General features: G+C 55.2%; 12 protein-coding genes and 1 riboswitch. Of the genes, 9 read left to right on the top strand and 3 right to left on the bottom strand.

Annotation, left to right across the window (positions count from 1 at the left end):
• The first annotated feature begins 522 nt into the window (after nt 1-522).
• Nucleotides 523-2061, top strand: a complete 1539-nt coding sequence (gene guaA / locus FHS18_RS22910) for a glutamine-hydrolyzing GMP synthase (RefSeq protein ID WP_183602706.1) — start codon at nt 523-525, stop codon at nt 2059-2061.
• 257 nt (nt 2062-2318) lie between these two features.
• Here guaA and FHS18_RS22905 read toward each other — a convergent pair whose 3' ends face one another.
• The 3 genes from FHS18_RS22905 to FHS18_RS22895 form a co-directional block, all read right to left on the bottom strand.
• Nucleotides 2319-3173: a carbohydrate ABC transporter permease gene (locus FHS18_RS22905; RefSeq protein WP_183602705.1), complete on the bottom strand. Its 855-nt coding sequence runs from the start codon at nt 3171-3173 to the stop codon at nt 2319-2321.
• Nucleotides 3174-3186: 13 nt separating this feature from the next.
• Complete coding sequence (locus FHS18_RS22900) at nt 3187-4071, bottom strand: carbohydrate ABC transporter permease (protein ID WP_183602704.1); 885 nt, start codon at nt 4069-4071, stop codon at nt 3187-3189.
• 132 nt (nt 4072-4203) lie between these two features.
• Nucleotides 4204-5484, bottom strand: coding sequence for an extracellular solute-binding protein (locus FHS18_RS22895; RefSeq protein WP_183602703.1), 1281 nt, complete (start codon nt 5482-5484; stop codon nt 4204-4206).
• A gap of 299 nt (nt 5485-5783) precedes the next feature.
• On the opposite strand from FHS18_RS22895, the gene FHS18_RS22890 reads away from it, so the two are divergent.
• The 8 genes from FHS18_RS22890 to FHS18_RS22855 all read left to right on the top strand — a co-directional run bounded on the left by FHS18_RS22890 (nt 5784) and on the right by FHS18_RS22855 (nt 16519).
• Complete coding sequence (locus tag FHS18_RS22890) at nt 5784-9179, top strand: GH36-type glycosyl hydrolase domain-containing protein (protein ID WP_246427849.1); 3396 nt, start codon at nt 5784-5786, stop codon at nt 9177-9179.
• A gap of 85 nt (nt 9180-9264) precedes the next feature.
• Nucleotides 9265-10230 (top strand): substrate-binding domain-containing protein, encoded by a 966-nt coding sequence (locus FHS18_RS22885; protein WP_183602702.1) that lies wholly within the window; start codon nt 9265-9267, stop codon nt 10228-10230.
• 191 nt (nt 10231-10421) lie between these two features.
• Nucleotides 10422-10577, top strand: a complete 156-nt coding sequence (locus FHS18_RS22880) for a hypothetical protein (RefSeq protein WP_183602701.1) — start codon at nt 10422-10424, stop codon at nt 10575-10577.
• A 357-nt stretch (nt 10578-10934) separates the two neighbouring features.
• A riboswitch (purine riboswitch) is annotated at nt 10935-11036 on the top strand.
• 147 nt (nt 11037-11183) lie between these two features.
• Nucleotides 11184-12575 (top strand): NCS2 family permease, encoded by a 1392-nt coding sequence (locus FHS18_RS22875; protein WP_183602700.1) that lies wholly within the window; start codon nt 11184-11186, stop codon nt 12573-12575.
• Between the two features lie 138 nt (nt 12576-12713).
• Nucleotides 12714-13835 (top strand): ABC transporter ATP-binding protein, encoded by a 1122-nt coding sequence (locus tag FHS18_RS22870; RefSeq protein WP_183602699.1) that lies wholly within the window; start codon nt 12714-12716, stop codon nt 13833-13835.
• Nucleotides 13825-14631 carry an ABC transporter permease gene (locus tag FHS18_RS22865; protein WP_183602698.1) on the top strand — a complete coding sequence of 269 codons (807 nt, stop codon included), beginning with the start codon at nt 13825-13827 and terminating at the stop codon, nt 14629-14631. Before FHS18_RS22870 ends, FHS18_RS22865 begins: the two co-directional genes overlap by 11 nt.
• Nucleotides 14628-15449, top strand: a complete 822-nt coding sequence (locus tag FHS18_RS22860; protein WP_183602697.1) for an ABC transporter permease — start codon at nt 14628-14630, stop codon at nt 15447-15449. The genes FHS18_RS22865 and FHS18_RS22860 overlap by 4 nt, the downstream gene beginning before the upstream one ends.
• On the top strand, nt 15446-16519 hold the full coding sequence (locus FHS18_RS22855) for an ABC transporter substrate-binding protein (protein WP_183602696.1): 1074 nt from the start codon (nt 15446-15448) through the stop codon (nt 16517-16519). Before FHS18_RS22860 ends, FHS18_RS22855 begins: the two co-directional genes overlap by 4 nt.
• Nucleotides 16520-16787 lie beyond the last annotated feature (268 nt).

The following is a 16787-nucleotide window of genomic DNA, read 5'->3' as shown; positions in this document are numbered from 1 at the left end:
GCTGCCCGTCAAACGCAGAATAGTAGTAAATTTGCGACTAACGGAGCAACGACTGCCCGTCAAACGCAGAATAGTAGTAAATTTGCGACTAACGGAGCAACGGCTGCCCGTCAAACGCAGAATAGTAGTAAATTTGCGACTAACGGAGCAACGACTGCCCGTCAAACGCAGAATAGTAGTAAATTTGCGACTAACGGAGCAACGACTGCCCGTCAAACGCAGAATAATAGTAAATTTGCGACTAACGATTACAGTCTATACCGTCACATGCTTATATGCCAGTCACTATCGGTGCCCCGAATTCCAAACGCTCTGACCCGCCGCTAAACCGACGCATCCATCCGCCCCTCAGCCGAACAGCCAACACGAGAACCCGAACCTCAAGCTTCCTTATTCCTCGCAATTTTCTGGCAATTATGCATGTCCATTCGCACTTGTCCGGCTTGTCCTTTCGTCCTTGACTGTGCCAGAAGCACAAGGCTATAATTATCCCAATGATTTGAGGGAGGCTCGGGTTAGCAGATGAATAAGCCAAATGAAATGATCGTTGTCCTCGATTTCGGCGGACAATACAACCAGTTGATTGCACGTCGTATCCGGGATTTGGGCGTTTACAGCGAGTTGCTGCCGTACAACACGTCGGCGGAACGGATCCGCGAACTGCAGCCGAAAGGCATCGTGTTCTCGGGAGGCCCGGCAAGTGTGTATGAAGAGAACTCGCCGCTCGTTGATCCTGCCGTGTACGAGCTTGGATTGCCGATCTTCGGCATTTGCTACGGCATGCAGATGATGTCCCACCAGCTCGAAGGCAAGGTTGAGCGTGCAGGCAAGCGCGAATATGGCAAAGCCGAAGTTGATTTCATCGCCGATTCCCATCTGGTGCAAGGTCTGGAAAGCCGTCAAACGGTATGGATGAGCCACAGCGACCTCGTTGTGGAGCCGCCTACAGGTTTCCGCGTTGACGCAAGCACGGAGCACGCGCCAATCGCGGCGATGAGCCATCCGGAGCGCAAGTTCTACGCGGTTCAATTCCATCCGGAGGTTCGTCACTCCGTCTACGGCAACGAGATGCTGCGCAACTTCCTGTTCAACATCTGCGGTTGCGAAGGCGAATGGAGCATGAGCACGTTTATTGAAGATACGATCAAGGACATCCGCGAGCAAGTCGGCGACAAGAAGGTTCTGTGCGCCCTGTCCGGCGGCGTAGATTCCTCCGTCGTTGCGATCCTGCTGCACAAAGCGATCGGCGACCAACTGACTTGTATGTTCATCGACCACGGCCTGCTGCGCAAAGGCGAAGCCGAGAGCGTCATGGAAACGTTCGTGGGCAAATTCGACATGCACGTGGTGAAGATCGACGCTAGCGAGCGCTTCCTCGGCAAGCTGAAGGGCGTTGACGATCCGGAGCAAAAACGCAAAATCATCGGCAACGAATTCATCTACGTCTTCCAAGAAGAATCCGAGAAATTCGCCGATTTCGAATTCCTGGCGCAAGGTACGCTCTACACCGACATCGTCGAGAGCGGTACAGCTACGGCGCAAACCATCAAATCCCACCACAACGTGGGCGGATTGCCTGAAGATATCAAATTCAAACTGGTTGAGCCGCTCAAAGCCCTCTTCAAGGACGAAGTCCGCAAAGTAGGCGAAGAGTGCGGTCTGCCGGAAGCCATCGTTTGGCGTCAGCCATTCCCAGGTCCGGGTCTTGCGATTCGCGTGCTGGGCGAAGTAACCGAGGAGAAGCTGACGATCGTTCGCGAATCCGATGCGATCCTGCGCGACGAGATCGCCAAAGCCGGTCTTGACCGCGAAATTTGGCAGTATTTCACGGCGCTGCCGAACATGAAGAGCGTCGGCGTCATGGGTGACGCGCGTACGTATTCCTACACCGTAGGTATCCGTGCCGTTACGTCCATCGACGGCATGACAGCCGATTGGGCGCGTATCCCTTGGGACGTGCTCGAGAAAATCTCCGTTCGTATCGTCAACGAAGTCGACAACGTTAACCGTATCGTCTACGACGTCACGTCGAAGCCGCCGGCAACGATCGAGTGGGAATAGAGCAATACACCAAAAAGCTCTCTATGATCTGCAGTTGCAGATCGTAGAGAGCTTTTTATGCCTATTTTGGCTAGGATGATCAGGCCGCGTTAACGTTGCGCTCTAACATCACCCCATTAACCCTTCACGTCCCATAAATTAAACCGTCTAAACATCTAATCTCCTTAACTCTCCTCATCCCCACGCCAAAAAGCCAGGCTCACCTCTAACGGTCAGCCCGGCTCGATCAACGAGTCGCACACTTGGTGCTTCCCCATCTATTTCATACCGGAAATATTGTAGTTCTCGATAATATGCTTCTGGAAGAAAACGAAGATAATCATAATCGGCACGACCATGAAGGCGGCGCCGGCCATCTGCAGGGCGTAGTCCGTGCCATGCTGGCCTTTGAGCAGCTGCAGACCGACCGATAAGGTGTACAACTTCTCGTCGTTGGCGATGATAAGCGGCCAAAGGAAGCTGTTCCAGCCGCTGATGAAGGTGAGAATCGCCTGAACGGCGAGGATCGGCTTCGACATCGGCAGCACGATACGCAGGAACATGCCGTATTCGCCCGCGCCGTCGAGACGCGTCGCTTCGAGGATTTCGTCCGGCAGCGCGGACATGAACTGGCGGAACAAGAAAATGCCGAAGGCGCTGATAAAGCCAGGCAAGACGATACCGAGCATCGTGTTGGTCAGGTGCATGCTGTTCAAGATCAGATAGACCGGAATCATCGTCACTTGGCCGGGAATCATCATGGTGGCGAGCACGAGCAGGAACAGCTTGTCGCGGCCCTTGAACCGGTACTTGGCGAAGCCGAAACCGGCCATCGCATTAAGCAGCAGACCGACGAAGCTGAACAGCGTAATGAGCAGCGTGTTGACGAGATAGGTAGTGAAATCCATCTCGGTGAACAGCTTCTGGAAGCTGTCGAAGGTGAACGTCTCCGGCCAGAGCGTCGGCGGAATCTGCTTGATTTCCGCTTCGGTCTTGAAGGACGACAGAATCATCCATAGGAACGGCAGGATCATGGCGACGCCGAATACGGTCAGGATGAGGCCGATGATCCACTTCTGCACGCGATCGCTCTTGCTTGCGGACGATTGCGCTGTACGAGCCTGTTTACTCATATTGAAGCACCTCCTATTCTTCGGCTTGCTTCCGCTGAAGTCTCAGCTGGAGCAGCGTAACGGCGATAATAATGAAGAAGAGCACGAACGAGCCTGCCGCCGCATAGCCGAAGTTGCTGAATTGGAAGCCGTTCTGGTAAATGAACAGGGAAGCGGAAACGGTGCCGTTAAGCGGACCGCCTTGTGTCATGACGAAAGGTTCTTCGAAGAACTGCAGCCAACCGATCATCGTCGTGATCGAGACGAACACGATCGCGTAACGCAGCATCGGGATCGTAATGCGGGTGAGCTGCTGCCAGTTGCTGGCCCCGTCGAGCTGCGCGGCTTCGTAGTAGGAGCGGCTGATCCCTTGGAGCGCGGCGATGAAGATGATCATGTTCAGTCCAATGCCTCTCCAGAGCGCGAGCAGAATGAGCGACAGCTTCGCGATCGTCGGGTCGGTGAGCCAAGGCACCTTGTCGAACCCGAGCGAGGTCAGGATATAGTTGAACAGGCCGACGCCCGGGTTATAGAGATAGCTCCATACGACGGCTACGGCGACGACGTTCGTGACGGACGGCAAATAATAGACGACGCGGAACACTTTGAACGCGCGGTTGCGGCCGAAGTTAATCATCAGCGCGACGCCTAGCGAACAGATAATGACGAGCGGCACGCCGATGACGACGTAGAACAGCGTATTGCGCAGAGCAACGAGAAAGACGGGGTCTCCCAACACGTCGGCATAATTCTTGAGTCCGATGAACTTGATGTTCGAATAGTCGGCGAGACCGGCGAGATCCATATCCGTCAAGCTGATATAGACCGCGACCAGAATCGGCAGCAGGGAGAAAACGGCCAGCAGGAGCAGCGTCGGCCCGATGAAAATATATGGAGCAGCCTTTGAGGTTCCTTTCATGACATCACTTCCTTATCTTGGCGTACAACGGTGATCGTTCCTTGCAGGTAGAACATCAGCCGGCATCCGGAAGACGAATGGTCCTCGCGGAAGCCGGCGGCACTTCGCGTGTATGAAGCGTGCGCTTGCGTATTATTTGTCGAGCAGCTGTTGAGACTGTGCGTTAAAATCTTTCAGCTGTGCGTCGATATCGGCATCGGCGCGATAGATCTGCTCGAACGTCTTCAGGAAGTTCTGCGAGATGTTATCCCATGCTTTCACGAGCGGCATCGGTTCAGCGTTCTTCAGCTGTTCGCCGACAACGGCCATGTTGGCATCGTCGCTCAGCTGCGGGTCTTCCCATGCTTTCATGTTAGCGGGCAGCTCGCCGGTGAGGTTCATCCACTCGAGTTGAATTTCCGGTTTGCTGAGGAAAGCGATGAACTTAAGGGCCGCGTCTTTATGCTCGGTATAGTTGAAGACGGTCAGGTTGGATCCGCCGAGCGAGCTCATGTTGTTCTCTTTGGATGGAAGAACGGCGGTTGCCCACTTGCCTTCGATGTCAGGGAGTTGATCCTTGACCGTCTTGATCATCCAAGGGCCGCTGATGAACATCGGCACCATGCCGTCTCCGCCGAAGGTTTGCGCCGTGTCGAGACCAAGATCAACCGGAGCGTAGCCATTCTGGAAGAATTCGTTCAAATAGGCCACCGTATCGCGATAAGCCGGCTGTTCGAACTGCGCCTTGTTATCTTCGATGAGCGTAGCGCCGTTCTGGCGGGCGAACATGAAGCTGAGCGTCGGTTCCTTCGGATCGAGGCCGATACCGTATTTATCTTTGCCGCGTTCGGTCAGTTTCTTCGATACGTCGAGCAGTTCATCCCACGTCTTAGGCGCTTGGTCGTAGCCGACCGAGCTGAGTACGTCGGTACGGTAGAAGAGTACGCGCGTCTCGGCGAGCCAAGGTACGCCGACCGTTTTGCCATCGAATTGGGTGGAAGTGACCGTGCCGCTGAAGAAGTTATCCGCAGCAAGCTCAGGATAATTCGCAAGATCGCTGGTCAGATCGGCGATCGCGCCGGCAGCCGCGAATTCCGGCATCCAGGTCGTACCCATCTGCAACACGTCCGGACCTTTCTTGGAAGCGACGGCCGTAAGCAGTTTGTCATGCGCGCTGCCCCAAGGAATCGCCTGGACCTTCACCGTAATGTTCGGGTTCTCTTTGGTAAAAGCTTCAGCCATCTGTTCCATCGGCTTGCTGCTGTCGCCCATGGCCCATACGGAGAGCGTCACTTTCTCTTCGGCGTTCGTTGCATCGTTGTTCGAACCGCTATTTGTACCGCTATTCGCATTATTATTCCCGCTTGCGCAACCGCTTAGAAGGCCTGCAACAACGGCAGTAGCAACGACTCCGCTGACGATTCTTTTTCTCATCTTTGAATTTCCTCCCCTAATTTGGTGTGGCTAAAATTCATTGAAACGTTTCGATTTCGATTATAGATCATTTTGGAATCGCATACAAGGCTTTTTTATGGGTGTTTTTCCCTACATATAATGTCTCGAATGGGCATATGTATCCGCTTGCACAATAAAAATTAACCGTTTGACTTCTTTCCGAAGCATTGTTTATACTCGTTTTATCCATTTTCAAAACGTTTCTATAACCGATTTGTCCACTTTTTATGTTAGTTTGCCCCTGTCACATGAGGCATCATCGAGAGGAGGAACCGCTCATGCCGGTTCAAATGACGTCAGCTCAGACGCCCGCCTTCGTTCTGGAGAAAGGCGATTTGCGTTTTACATTCCATCCATCCGGGGACTTATACGAGGCGCTCGGCAGCGGCTTTATGCTCAATCAGGTGCTCACCGGCCCGACTGAAGGCGCGCTAAACAATATTTATTTGCGTATCCATCGCGAGGAAGGACTCGCCATCTATCCGCTCATCGGCCTTCAATCGAAAAGCCTGATCTCGCGCAGCGGAAACCGGATCAGCTGGCGAGGCGAAGCAGGAGGAACCAACTACGAGGTGTCCTTCATGCTCAGCGGCCGCGGGGTATGGTTCTGGGATGTTCAGCTTCATTCCGGCGGGACTTTCCTGGCGGCGGATGTGGTGTATGGACAGGATATCGGTCTCGCAAGCCCTGCTGCCGTACGCAGCAACGAAGCGTATCTGTCTCAATATCTGGACCATTCGGTGTATGCCGATCCGGACAAAGGCTGGATCGTGTGCACGCGCCAGAATCAACCGCAATCCGGGCAGTTCCCGTATCTTCAGCAGGGCAGCCTGACCGGCGCGGAAGCTTATGCGACCGACGGGTTCCAGTTCTTCGGCCTCAGCTACAAAGATACGCATCGCCCCGAGGCGCTGGAGCAACCTTCGCTTCCAAGCGAGGTGTATCAATATGAATTCGCCTACGCGGCGCTACAATCCGGGCGCATGAATCTGGCGAAAGGCGGACGGGCCGTATTCTACGGGCTGTTCCGGGACGATCATCCGCAGGCTGTTACCGAAGCGGAATTCCAAGACGTCCTTGCAGACGCCTGGGAAGAGGTGCAACGAGAGGCTGGTTCGGCGGAAGCAACGGAGTTCAACAGCGTACCTGCGCGAAGCGCCGACTTGGGCGTACCCGTCTATTCGCAGCCGCTCACGCAAGAACAGGTGGAGACGCGTTATCCTCACCGGCTTCAAGAGGAGCGGGAGGACGGGGAACTGCTCAGCTTCTTCACGCCGACTTACGAGCATGTCGTGTTGAAAGCCAAGGAGCTTCGGACGGAAAGGCCGCATGGCCATATTCTGATGAGCGGGGCTCCCGACCGGGCCGGCGCGGAGGTGCTGACCTCTACCGCCTATATGTATGGCGTGTTCCATTCCCAGCTGGTTGTCGGCAATACGTCCTACAACAAACTGATCAGCAATACGCGTAATGCGCTCAATGCGCTGAAGACGTCCGGCCAGCGGATTTATGCCGAGGTAGACGGGAAGTATCGCATGCTCGCGATGCCGTCGCTGTTCGAGATCGGCTTCAACTATGCGACATGGATCTACGTGCTTGAAGACGATGTCATTCGCGTGACGAGCTATACGACCGCGGATCGGCCGGAAGCGGTGCTGGAGCTTGTCTCGGAGCGGCAGCAGAACCGTAAATTCCTAATCACGACGCAAGTGACGATGAGCGAGCGCGAGTTCGAGGTGCCTTATGAATACGAACGCGCGGGCAACTCGGTCGTCTTCCGGGCGGCGGACGGTACGCTCGCGTCGAATACGTATGCGCAGCTGCGCTATCGAATGACGCTCACGGGCGCAGAGGCATCGGCGCACGATGAACGCCGCCTTGTACCTTCGATTCAGCCAGGCATCGCGCCGCTGTATGTCATCGAGACGACGGCCACGTCCGCTTGGCAGCTGCGGATCGACGGCGGACTTGACGGACTTCAGGAGGAGCGCGCCGTTCCTTCCCTGGAAGCGTCGGCAGCCCAATACCGCCAGGATATGGCGGCTCGGATGAACGGGTTTGCCTTGTCCCATCCCGATGATTCGCCAGGCGTCGAGCGGCTCAACATTCTGGCCTGGTGGTATACCCACAATATGCGGGTTCACTTTGCCGTGCCGCACGGGCTCGAGCAATACGGAGGCGCAGCATGGGGAACGCGGGACGTATGCCAAGGCCCGGCGGAATATTTCCTGGCCGTGCAGCACTACGAGGCGGTACAGGACATTATCCGGACCGTATATTCGCATCAATATGAAGACGACGGCGCATGGCCGCAATGGTTCATGTTCGATCAGTATTACCGCATTCAGCAGGACGAGAGCCACGGCGACATTATCGTCTGGCCGCTGAAACTGCTCGGCGACTACATTGCGGCAACCGGCGATTTTGCCATTCTGGAAGAGGAGCTTCCGTTCACGCAGCGTGAAGCGCACGATTTCACGAAACAAACGTACACGCTTCTCGAGCATGTACAGAAACAGATCGGCTATATTCGTTCCCACTTCCTGCACGATACCCATCTGTCTTCTTACGGGGACGGCGACTGGGATGATACGCTGCAGCCGGCAAGCGCATCGTTGCGCACTTATATGGTCAGCAGCTGGACGGTCGCGCTTACCTATCAAGCGATGCTGCAGTTCGGGCGATTGTTGGCGGAAGGGGATGGAGCGGCGAACGAACGAAGAATCCGATTCGGTTCGGAGGCCATTCGGATGGCCGAATCGATCCGCGAGGACTTCCACCGCTACATGCAGCCGGACGCGGTTATCCCGGGCTTCCTCTATATGGAAGAGGCGAATCGCCCCGAGAAACTGCTGCATCCGGAAGATACGCGCACCGGCATCCAATACCGCTTGCTGCCGATGACCCGCAGCATGATTGCCGAGCTGCTGACGCCCGAGCAGGCGCAACGGCACTACGAGCTGATTAAGCGCGAGCTGCAATTCCCGGACGGCGTGCGTCTGATGAATCGTCCGGCTGCCTATGAAGGCGGCGTCAGCACGCGGTTCAAGCGGGCGGAGCAAGCGTCGAACTTCGGGCGCGAGATCGGTCTCCAGTATGTGCATGCGCACATCCGGTTCATCGAAGCGATGGCCAAATTGGGCCATGCCGAAGAAGCTTGGCATGCGCTGCAGGTCATTAACCCCGTCGGGCTGCGCGAAGTCGTGCCGAATGCCGAACTGCGCCAGAGCAATTCGTACTTCAGCAGCTCGGACGGCAAATTCGCCACGCGCGCTGAGGCGGCGAACCGTTTCGAGGAGCTGCGCAGCGGCTCGGCTCCCGTCAAAGGCGGCTGGCGGATCTACTCCAGCGGCCCGGGAATCTACATGAATCAATTGATCTCGAACTTCTTGGGCATTCGCCATGCGGCCGGCGAGTTGCTGCTTGATCCGATACTGCCGGAAGAGCTTGACGGCTTGACGCTGCGGTACGCGATCGGCGGCCGTCCGGTCCGCATTCAATACCGGATCGGCGGCCAGGCGATCAAGCGGATTACGCTTAACGGCAGCGAGCTTGCGCTGGAGCGAATCCCTAATCCTTACCGTTCTACCGGCGCCCGCGTAGAGCTTGCCAGCCTGGACGGGTACTGGCTTGAGGATTCTTCGGCAGTGAACGAATTGATTATCGAAACATAAATGTAAAAGCTTTCATGAGAAGACAGCTTATAGAAAGAAAGTTGTGGTATAGTTGAGAAACAAGCCCGTAACAGGAGGGATGGCCGTGGTGAGCATAAAGGATATTGCCAAGCAAGCCGGCGTGTCGATCTCGACCGTCTCTTATGCGCTCAATGGCAATCCTAAGGTCACACCCGAAACAAGTTCGCGCATCTTGGCGATCGCCAAGGAGCTCAATTATATTCCCAATGCCGCCGCCCGGCAGCTGAAGAAGCAGGAATCGCGCATCATCGGCGCGTTCCTGACCGACTTCACGGGAGCGTTCTACGGCGATCTGCTGCAGGGCATGAAGGAAGTGCTTAACCGCAAAGGGTACGATCTGATCGTCTGCAGCGGACTTCAGTCGCATCGGCTTCTGCCCGAGCGAATGATCGACGGCGCCATCATTCTGGATTCCACTTTCTCGGACATGGAGCTGCTCGACTTTGCGGACCGCGGGCACAGGTTGGTCGTGCTCGACCGGGAGCTGAATCATCCGGCGGTCAACGAGGTGCTGCTCGATAACAAAGCCGGCGCCAACCTGGCGATGGATTATCTCATCTCGATGGGGCACAAGAAGCTGTATATCGTCATGGGTCCGAGCGACTCCTTCGATGCCAGACAGCGGATGATCGCGGTGCGACAGACGCTCGACCGTCACCCGGAGGTAAACGCGGTGCTGCTTGAAGGCGATTTCAACCAAGGCTCCGGCGAAGCGGCGGCCCGTACCATCATCGATCAATACGATGGACCGGTCGGCGCGTTCTGTCTCAATGACGAGATGGCGATCGGCCTGCACAATTACGCGGTGTCGCAAGGATACCGCATTGGAGAGCAAATCTCGGTCATCGGCTTCGACAATATCGAACTGACCCGCTATTTGCAGCCCCGCCTGTCGACGATCCAATATTCGAAGCATCGCTGGGGAGCCATGGCATCCGAGCAGCTGTTGAGGCTGATCCAGGGCGAGGATGTCGATCATGAACGGATCTATGTGACGCTCGTTGAAGGCGACTCTGTCAAACGGGTCTAACTAAGGGACAAGCACGGACGAAGTAATAATAGCTTCTTATCGCAGAGGCGGATAAAACGAGCAAGGCTTGCCTGAACGGGCGGCCTTGTTCGTTTTTGCGCTTCGGCGTTAACGCTCATATCCACATAAAGGGTTGCTGGCAGGGAATGCTATCTCCGATTCCATCCATCTTTCGCGTAAAGGGGTTCATTATGACCAAGGAGCAAGCGTCCCAGAACTTGCGGCAGTCTGCCGAACATCAGAACGAGACTGCCAAGCCGCAGCGAATCGGTAATCCGGTCGCGGCTGCGCAGAAGGAAATGTCTTCCCAAGAAACTGTGGGGGTATTCACTCCCGAGCAGCAGTAAGCCGTCGTAAGCCGTGCAGGCCGGCCGCGTATCTTACGCCAGAATCCTTGCCTATTCTCCGTCCCAGAAAGAACCTGAGCTGCCCCTTGCGGCAGCTTAGTCCGTTTTAGGAGGGAAAAGTAATCGCCATCCCTTTTTTATGAGACATCCTAGGTCTTCACCAGACTTAACTGTTCACGGTGTTAATTATCTGTCATTTCTGATAGTTCGCCATAAGACGTGTTTTCGTGGTTGGAAGTATCTTCAAATTGGCTACGAGGCCTAAATTGCGAATGATGGTACAGCTCGTAGCATAGAACGTTCGTAAAACTTGTTGACAAAACTCGACTCCGCTCATTAGAATGAGGGAAGACAAGAACAGAACATGCATAATAGTTTCGTATAATCTTGAGAATCGGCTCAAGAGTCTCTACGAGGTCACCGTAAATGATCTACTCTACGAATTCAGGAAGCTGTGCGCGAACTTTCATGGTTGAGCTACCCATTTCAACCAATTCGTGCATATGTTTTCTGTTTTGCGGGAACCTAGAGAACGTGCCGGAAGGCGCACTTTTCTAGGTTTTTTTACTTGTTCTGACATATTTCCCTTGGGAGGGTAATGCAGACATGAATGGTTTCTTTCGGTTGAAGGAACACGGAACAAATGCAAGAACAGAGATTTTGGCAGGCCTCACCACGTTCATGACGATGGCGTACATCCTGGCGCTGAACCCGAACATTCTCGGTAGCGCCGGTCTTAGCGCGTACTCGGTCTTCCTGGCGACGGCACTTGCGGCGGGTATTTTCACGATCGTGCTGGGTTTGTTCGTTAACTTCCCGGTAGCGCTGGCACCAGGTATGGGTCTTAACGCGTACTTTGCTTCCACGGTTCTGGCTTCGCAGGCGACCGATGCGCCGATCACGCCCGAGATGGCGCTGACAGCCGTATTTATGTCCGGTATCATCTTCTTGATCCTGACGATTACACAAGTTCGCCAGATGCTGATCGTCGCTGTTCCGGATAGTCTGAAGCATGCGATTACAGTCGGTATCGGCTTGTTCATTACGATTATCGGCTTGAAGAACAGCGGTGTCATGACGATTGGCGTCGAGAACACCGTAACTGATATTCCTAAAGGCGTATTCACCGACGTGCTCGGCTTCGAGACCGTCATTCATATGGGGAACCTTGAAGTTCCTAGCGTGTACCTGACGCTGGTAGGTCTGGCGCTTATCGCCATCATGATGGTGCTCCGCGTTCCGGGCGCGATCCTGTGGGGCATTCTCGCAACAACGGTCGTTGCGATCATCACAGGCAATGTTGATGTAGGCCAGACGCTGGAAGGCCAACGCTGGATTCCTGATTTCTCGGAACTGAACTTCTGGAACTTCGACTTCTCAGGCGTATGGGAGACGGGGATCGTCTCGGTCATCGTTACGTTCACGTTCGTTGAGTTGTTCGATACGTTCGGCACGCTGATCGGTACGGCGAACCGCGCTGGCATTATGAAAGACCCGGTAGAAGGCAAGAAACGCGTCGGCAAAGCGATGTTCGTCGACGCCGTAGCGGTAAGCGGCGGCGCAATGCTCGGTACTTCGACGGTGACGGCGTATGTCGAGAGCTCCGCGGGTATCGCGCAAGGCGGACGTACGGGTCTGACGGCCGTATCGACAGGCGTAGCTTTCCTGGCAGCCCTGTTCCTGTGGCCGCTCATCTCCTTGATTCCGGGTTCGGCTACGGCAGCGGCGCTCATTATCGTCGGCGTGCTCATGGTCCAATCGATCAAGGAAATCGACTTCCAAGACATGGTGTATGCGATTCCGGCATTCTTCATCATCGCGTTCATGCCATTCACGTACAACATCGCGAACGGCATCTCGTTCGGTCTCGTTTCTTACGTATTGCTTGCCTTCGTTGGCAACCTGCGCGATAAAGGCAAGTACAAGATTCATTGGCTGATGTGGATCCTTGCGGTTCTGATCGTCCTGCGTTACGCGCTGGTCGGCAGCCAAGGTTAATTTGAAGGGACAGTGCTGCTTCGGGCGCTGTCCTTTTTCGTTCGTTCTTACTTTATAAGTGGGAAAATACGACTAATTCGTTTATGATAATAGCGACAATAATCGAACCATGAAAGTGGGAAAGGGGGATGAAAGGCGATGTCGACTCCATCGATCATCCGGTTTGAGCAGGTGACGAAGCGTTACGATCAAGACGCGCCTGTACTGAATAATGTCAGCTTCGAACTGGAGCGAGGCAAATTCTATACGCTGCTCGGTCCTTCGGGCTGCGGCAAAACGACCATTCTCCGGCTGATCGCCGGCTTTATCGAGCCCTCCGAGGGGAATATTTATTTCAACGGGAAGATCATTAACAACGTTCCGGCGAACAAGCGTCAAGTGAACACGGTGTTCCAAGACTATGCGTTGTTCCCGCATCTGAACGTGTTCGAGAATGTCGCATTCGGACTTCGGGTGAAAAAGGTGTCAAAGGCCGACATTCAGGCCAAAGTATCCGAAGCGCTCCGTTTCGTCAACCTGGCGGGCTACGAGAATCGGGAAATAACGGAGATGTCGGGCGGCCAGCGCCAGCGTGTCGCGATCGCCCGGGCCATCGTCAACGAGCCGGAGATCATCCTGCTCGACGAGCCGCTCTCCGCGCTTGACCTGAAGCTACGTACGGAGATGCAATACGAGCTTCGCGAGCTGCAGCGCCGTCTAGGCATTACGTTCATCTTCGTTACGCATGACCAGGAAGAGGCGCTTGCGATGTCTGACGAGATCTTCGTCCTGAACGAAGGGAAGATTCAGCAGACCGGTACGCCGATCGATATCTACGATGAGCCGATCAACCGGTTCGTGGCCGATTTCATCGGGGAATCCAATATCGTGCCTGCGCGGATGAAGGCGGATTATGTCGTCGAGTTCGCCGGCAAGTCATTCGAGTGCGTCGACAAAGGCTTGCAGCCGAACGAAGCGGTCGAAGTCGTGCTGCGTCCGGAGGACTTGGAGATTACGGCGAAGGGGCAGGGCAAGCTCCAGATCCGCGTCGAATCGCAGCTGTTCCGCGGTGTACACTACGAGATTCTCGGCAGCGACGAAGCCGGCAACAAGTGGATGGTCCACTCGACCAAGCGTGCGGATGTCGGCGCGCAGATCGGGCTTGATTTTGATCCGGAAGCGATTCATGTCATGCGGTTCGGCGAGACCGAGGAGGAATTCGACAAGCGGCTGGAGTCATACGAGGACAACGGATCCGGTGGTGGCGGTTATGGCAGTTAGGTCGCGCAACTTCTATCTGGTCCCGTACCTGCTGTGGATCGCGCTGTTCGTCATCGCACCGATCGTACTTATCGTCTATTACTCGTTCTTCGATGTGGAAGGGAACTTCACGTTCGATAACTATGCGAAGTTCTTCACGCCGGTCTACTTGCGGATGACGCTCAATTCGTTCTGGTACGCGCTCTTGATCACGTTCTTCTCGCTCTTGGTGGCGTATCCGACCGCGTATTTGCTGACGAAGACGAAGCATAAGCAGTTATGGCTGCTGCTCATTATCCTGCCGAGCTGGATTAATCTGCTGCTGAAAACCTATGCGTTCATCGGTTTATTCGGCACCTATGGCTTCACGAACGCGGTTCTCGATACGCTCGGCTTCGGACGTCATCAAATTCTATTTACCGACTTCAGCTTCGTGTTCGTCTCGGTCTATATTTTCATTCCGTTCATGGTGCTGCCGATCTTCAACGCGCTCGAGGAAATGAACCCGACGCTCATCTACGCCGCGCGCGATCTTGGCGCTTCCGGCTGGACGACGTTCCGCCGGGTGGTGTTCCCGCTGACGATCAGCGGCGTCACGAGCGGCTGCCAAGCCGTGTTCATCCCGGCGCTGTCGCTCTTCATGATTACGCGGCTCATCGCCGGTAACCGGGTCATTACGCTCGGCACCGCGATTGAGCAGCACTTTCTGGTCACGCAAGATTGGGGGATGGGCGCGACGATCGCGGTCTTCCTTATTATCGCGATGGCCGTTACGATGCTCTTCACCGGGAATCGGGAGGTGAGAACGAAGCGATGACAAGCAAGGGGAATCGTTTTGCGAATTTATATTTAATCGCGGTATTCGCGGTTTTGTACGCGCCGATCGTGTACTTGATGGTGTATTCCTTCAACAGCGGCGGCACGATGCATGGTTTTGATGGCTTCACGCTGGAATGGTACGAAGAGGTGTTCGCGGATACGCGGCTGCTCATTATCGTGCTCAACACGTTCGTCATCGCGCTCCTATCATCGGCGATCTCGACCATACTCGGCGTCATCGGGGCGCTGGCGATTCGCCAAGTGCGCAGAAGGCAGCCGCGCAACACGCTGCTCTCGCTCAACAATGTGCTTATCGTCAGTCCCGACGTCATCATCGGCGCTTCGTTCCTCATCCTGTTCACGATGATCGGGATTCGGCTCGGATTCACCTCCGTTCTGCTGTCGCATATCGCGTTCAGCGTGCCGATCGTCGTGCTGATGGTGCTGCCGAAGCTGCAGGAGATGAGCTCGACGCTGATCGACGCGGCGCGCGACCTGGGGGCAAGCAGCTGGGACGTGCTCACGAAAGTCGTGCTGCCCTATATTAAGCCGGGCATTTTCGCAGGTTTCTTCATGGCGCTGACGTACTCGCTCGATGACTTCGCGGTGACGTTCTTCGTAACGGGCAACGGCTTCTCGACGCTGTCGGTCGAGATTTATTCCCGGGCACGGCAAGGGGTATCGCTGTCGATCAATGCGCTGTCGACGTTATTGTTCTTGTTCACGGTATTGCTCGTGATCGGCTATTATTTCATTAATAATCGCAATCCGCGCACGACGCTGCGCAGCACGGACGGGGAGGCGGCGAAACGATGAAGCAGCTGATCCGTTTGTTCGCGTCGGTGTTTATCGCCGCTTTTGCGCTGATGTACGTCACGTCGTACTTGAACTCGTCGCAAGGGTATTCCGGCGGCAACACGCTGACGATCTATAACTGGGGCGATTATATCGATCCGGAACTGATCGCGGCGTTCGAGGAGGAGACCGGCATTAAGGTCATCTACCAGACGTTCGATTCGAACGAGGCGATGATGACGAAGATCGAGCAGGGGGGCACCACGTTCGATATTAGCGTCCCTTCCGAATATGCGATCAGCAAAATGAAGGAAGACAACCTGCTGCTGCCGATCGATCACAGCAAGCTGCCGAACCTTACGCATATCGACGAGCGGTTCATGAACCTCTCGTTCGATCCGAATAACGAATATTCGATCCCGTATTTCTGGGGAACGGTCGGCATCGTATACAATGCGGAACTGCTGGACGGCAAGGCGCCGACAAGCTGGAACGACCTGTGGGATCCGGCGCTGAAGAACCAGATTCTGCTCGTGGACGGGGCGCGCGAGGTCATCGGCTTCGGCCTCAACAGCCTGCATTACTCGCTCAACGATACGGACGAGGCGCATCTGCAAGAAGCCAAAAGCAAGCTTGCCGCGCTCACGCCGAATATTAAGGCGATCGTCGGGGATGAGATCAAGATGCTGCTGGCCAACGAGGAAGCGGCCGTCGGCGTCGTCTGGTCCGGCGATGCGTCCGAGATTATGGGCGAGAACGAGAAGCTCGATTACGTCGTGCCGGAAGAGGGCTCGAACCTCTGGTTCGACAACATGGTCATCCCGAAGACGGCGCGCAACATCGAGGGCGCGTACGCCTTCATGAACTTCATGCTCGACCCGGAGCACGCCGCGCAGAATGCCGAGTACGTCGGCTATTCCACGCCGAACAAGGACGCGCTGGCGTTGTTGCCGGAAGACATCTCGGGCGACGAGCGGTTCTACCCAAGCCCGGAGCTGACGGAGAAGCTCGAAGTCTACGATAATCTAGGCAAAAAAATGCTCGCGCACTACAACGAGCTGTTCCTCGAATTCAAAATGCACCGCAAATAACCGCATAAACCCCAAGCGAAGCTGGCAGAATACGACAAATCGGATCTGCCAGCTTCGTTTTGTTTACGAAGGGAACAAAACAAAGAAATACGAAAGAAAAGAAGCGTGTCCACAAAGTGGACGTAAAGCGAGGGTCAGCAGGGTAAGACGCAATCTGCACGAAGGGCCAGGTCTACTCTCTTAGAACTAGAGCGTGTCCACAAAGTGGACGTCAAGCGGGAGTCAGCACATAACCTGCAACGTTCACGAGACCCCCAGGTCTGCTCCC

Origin of the sequence: Paenibacillus phyllosphaerae (assembly GCF_014192105.1) — a bacterium.
GTDB classification, from domain to species: domain Bacteria; phylum Bacillota; class Bacilli; order Paenibacillales; family Paenibacillaceae; genus Paenibacillus_Z; species Paenibacillus_Z phyllosphaerae.
This window is presented reverse-complemented; position numbering and strand designations above follow the sequence as displayed.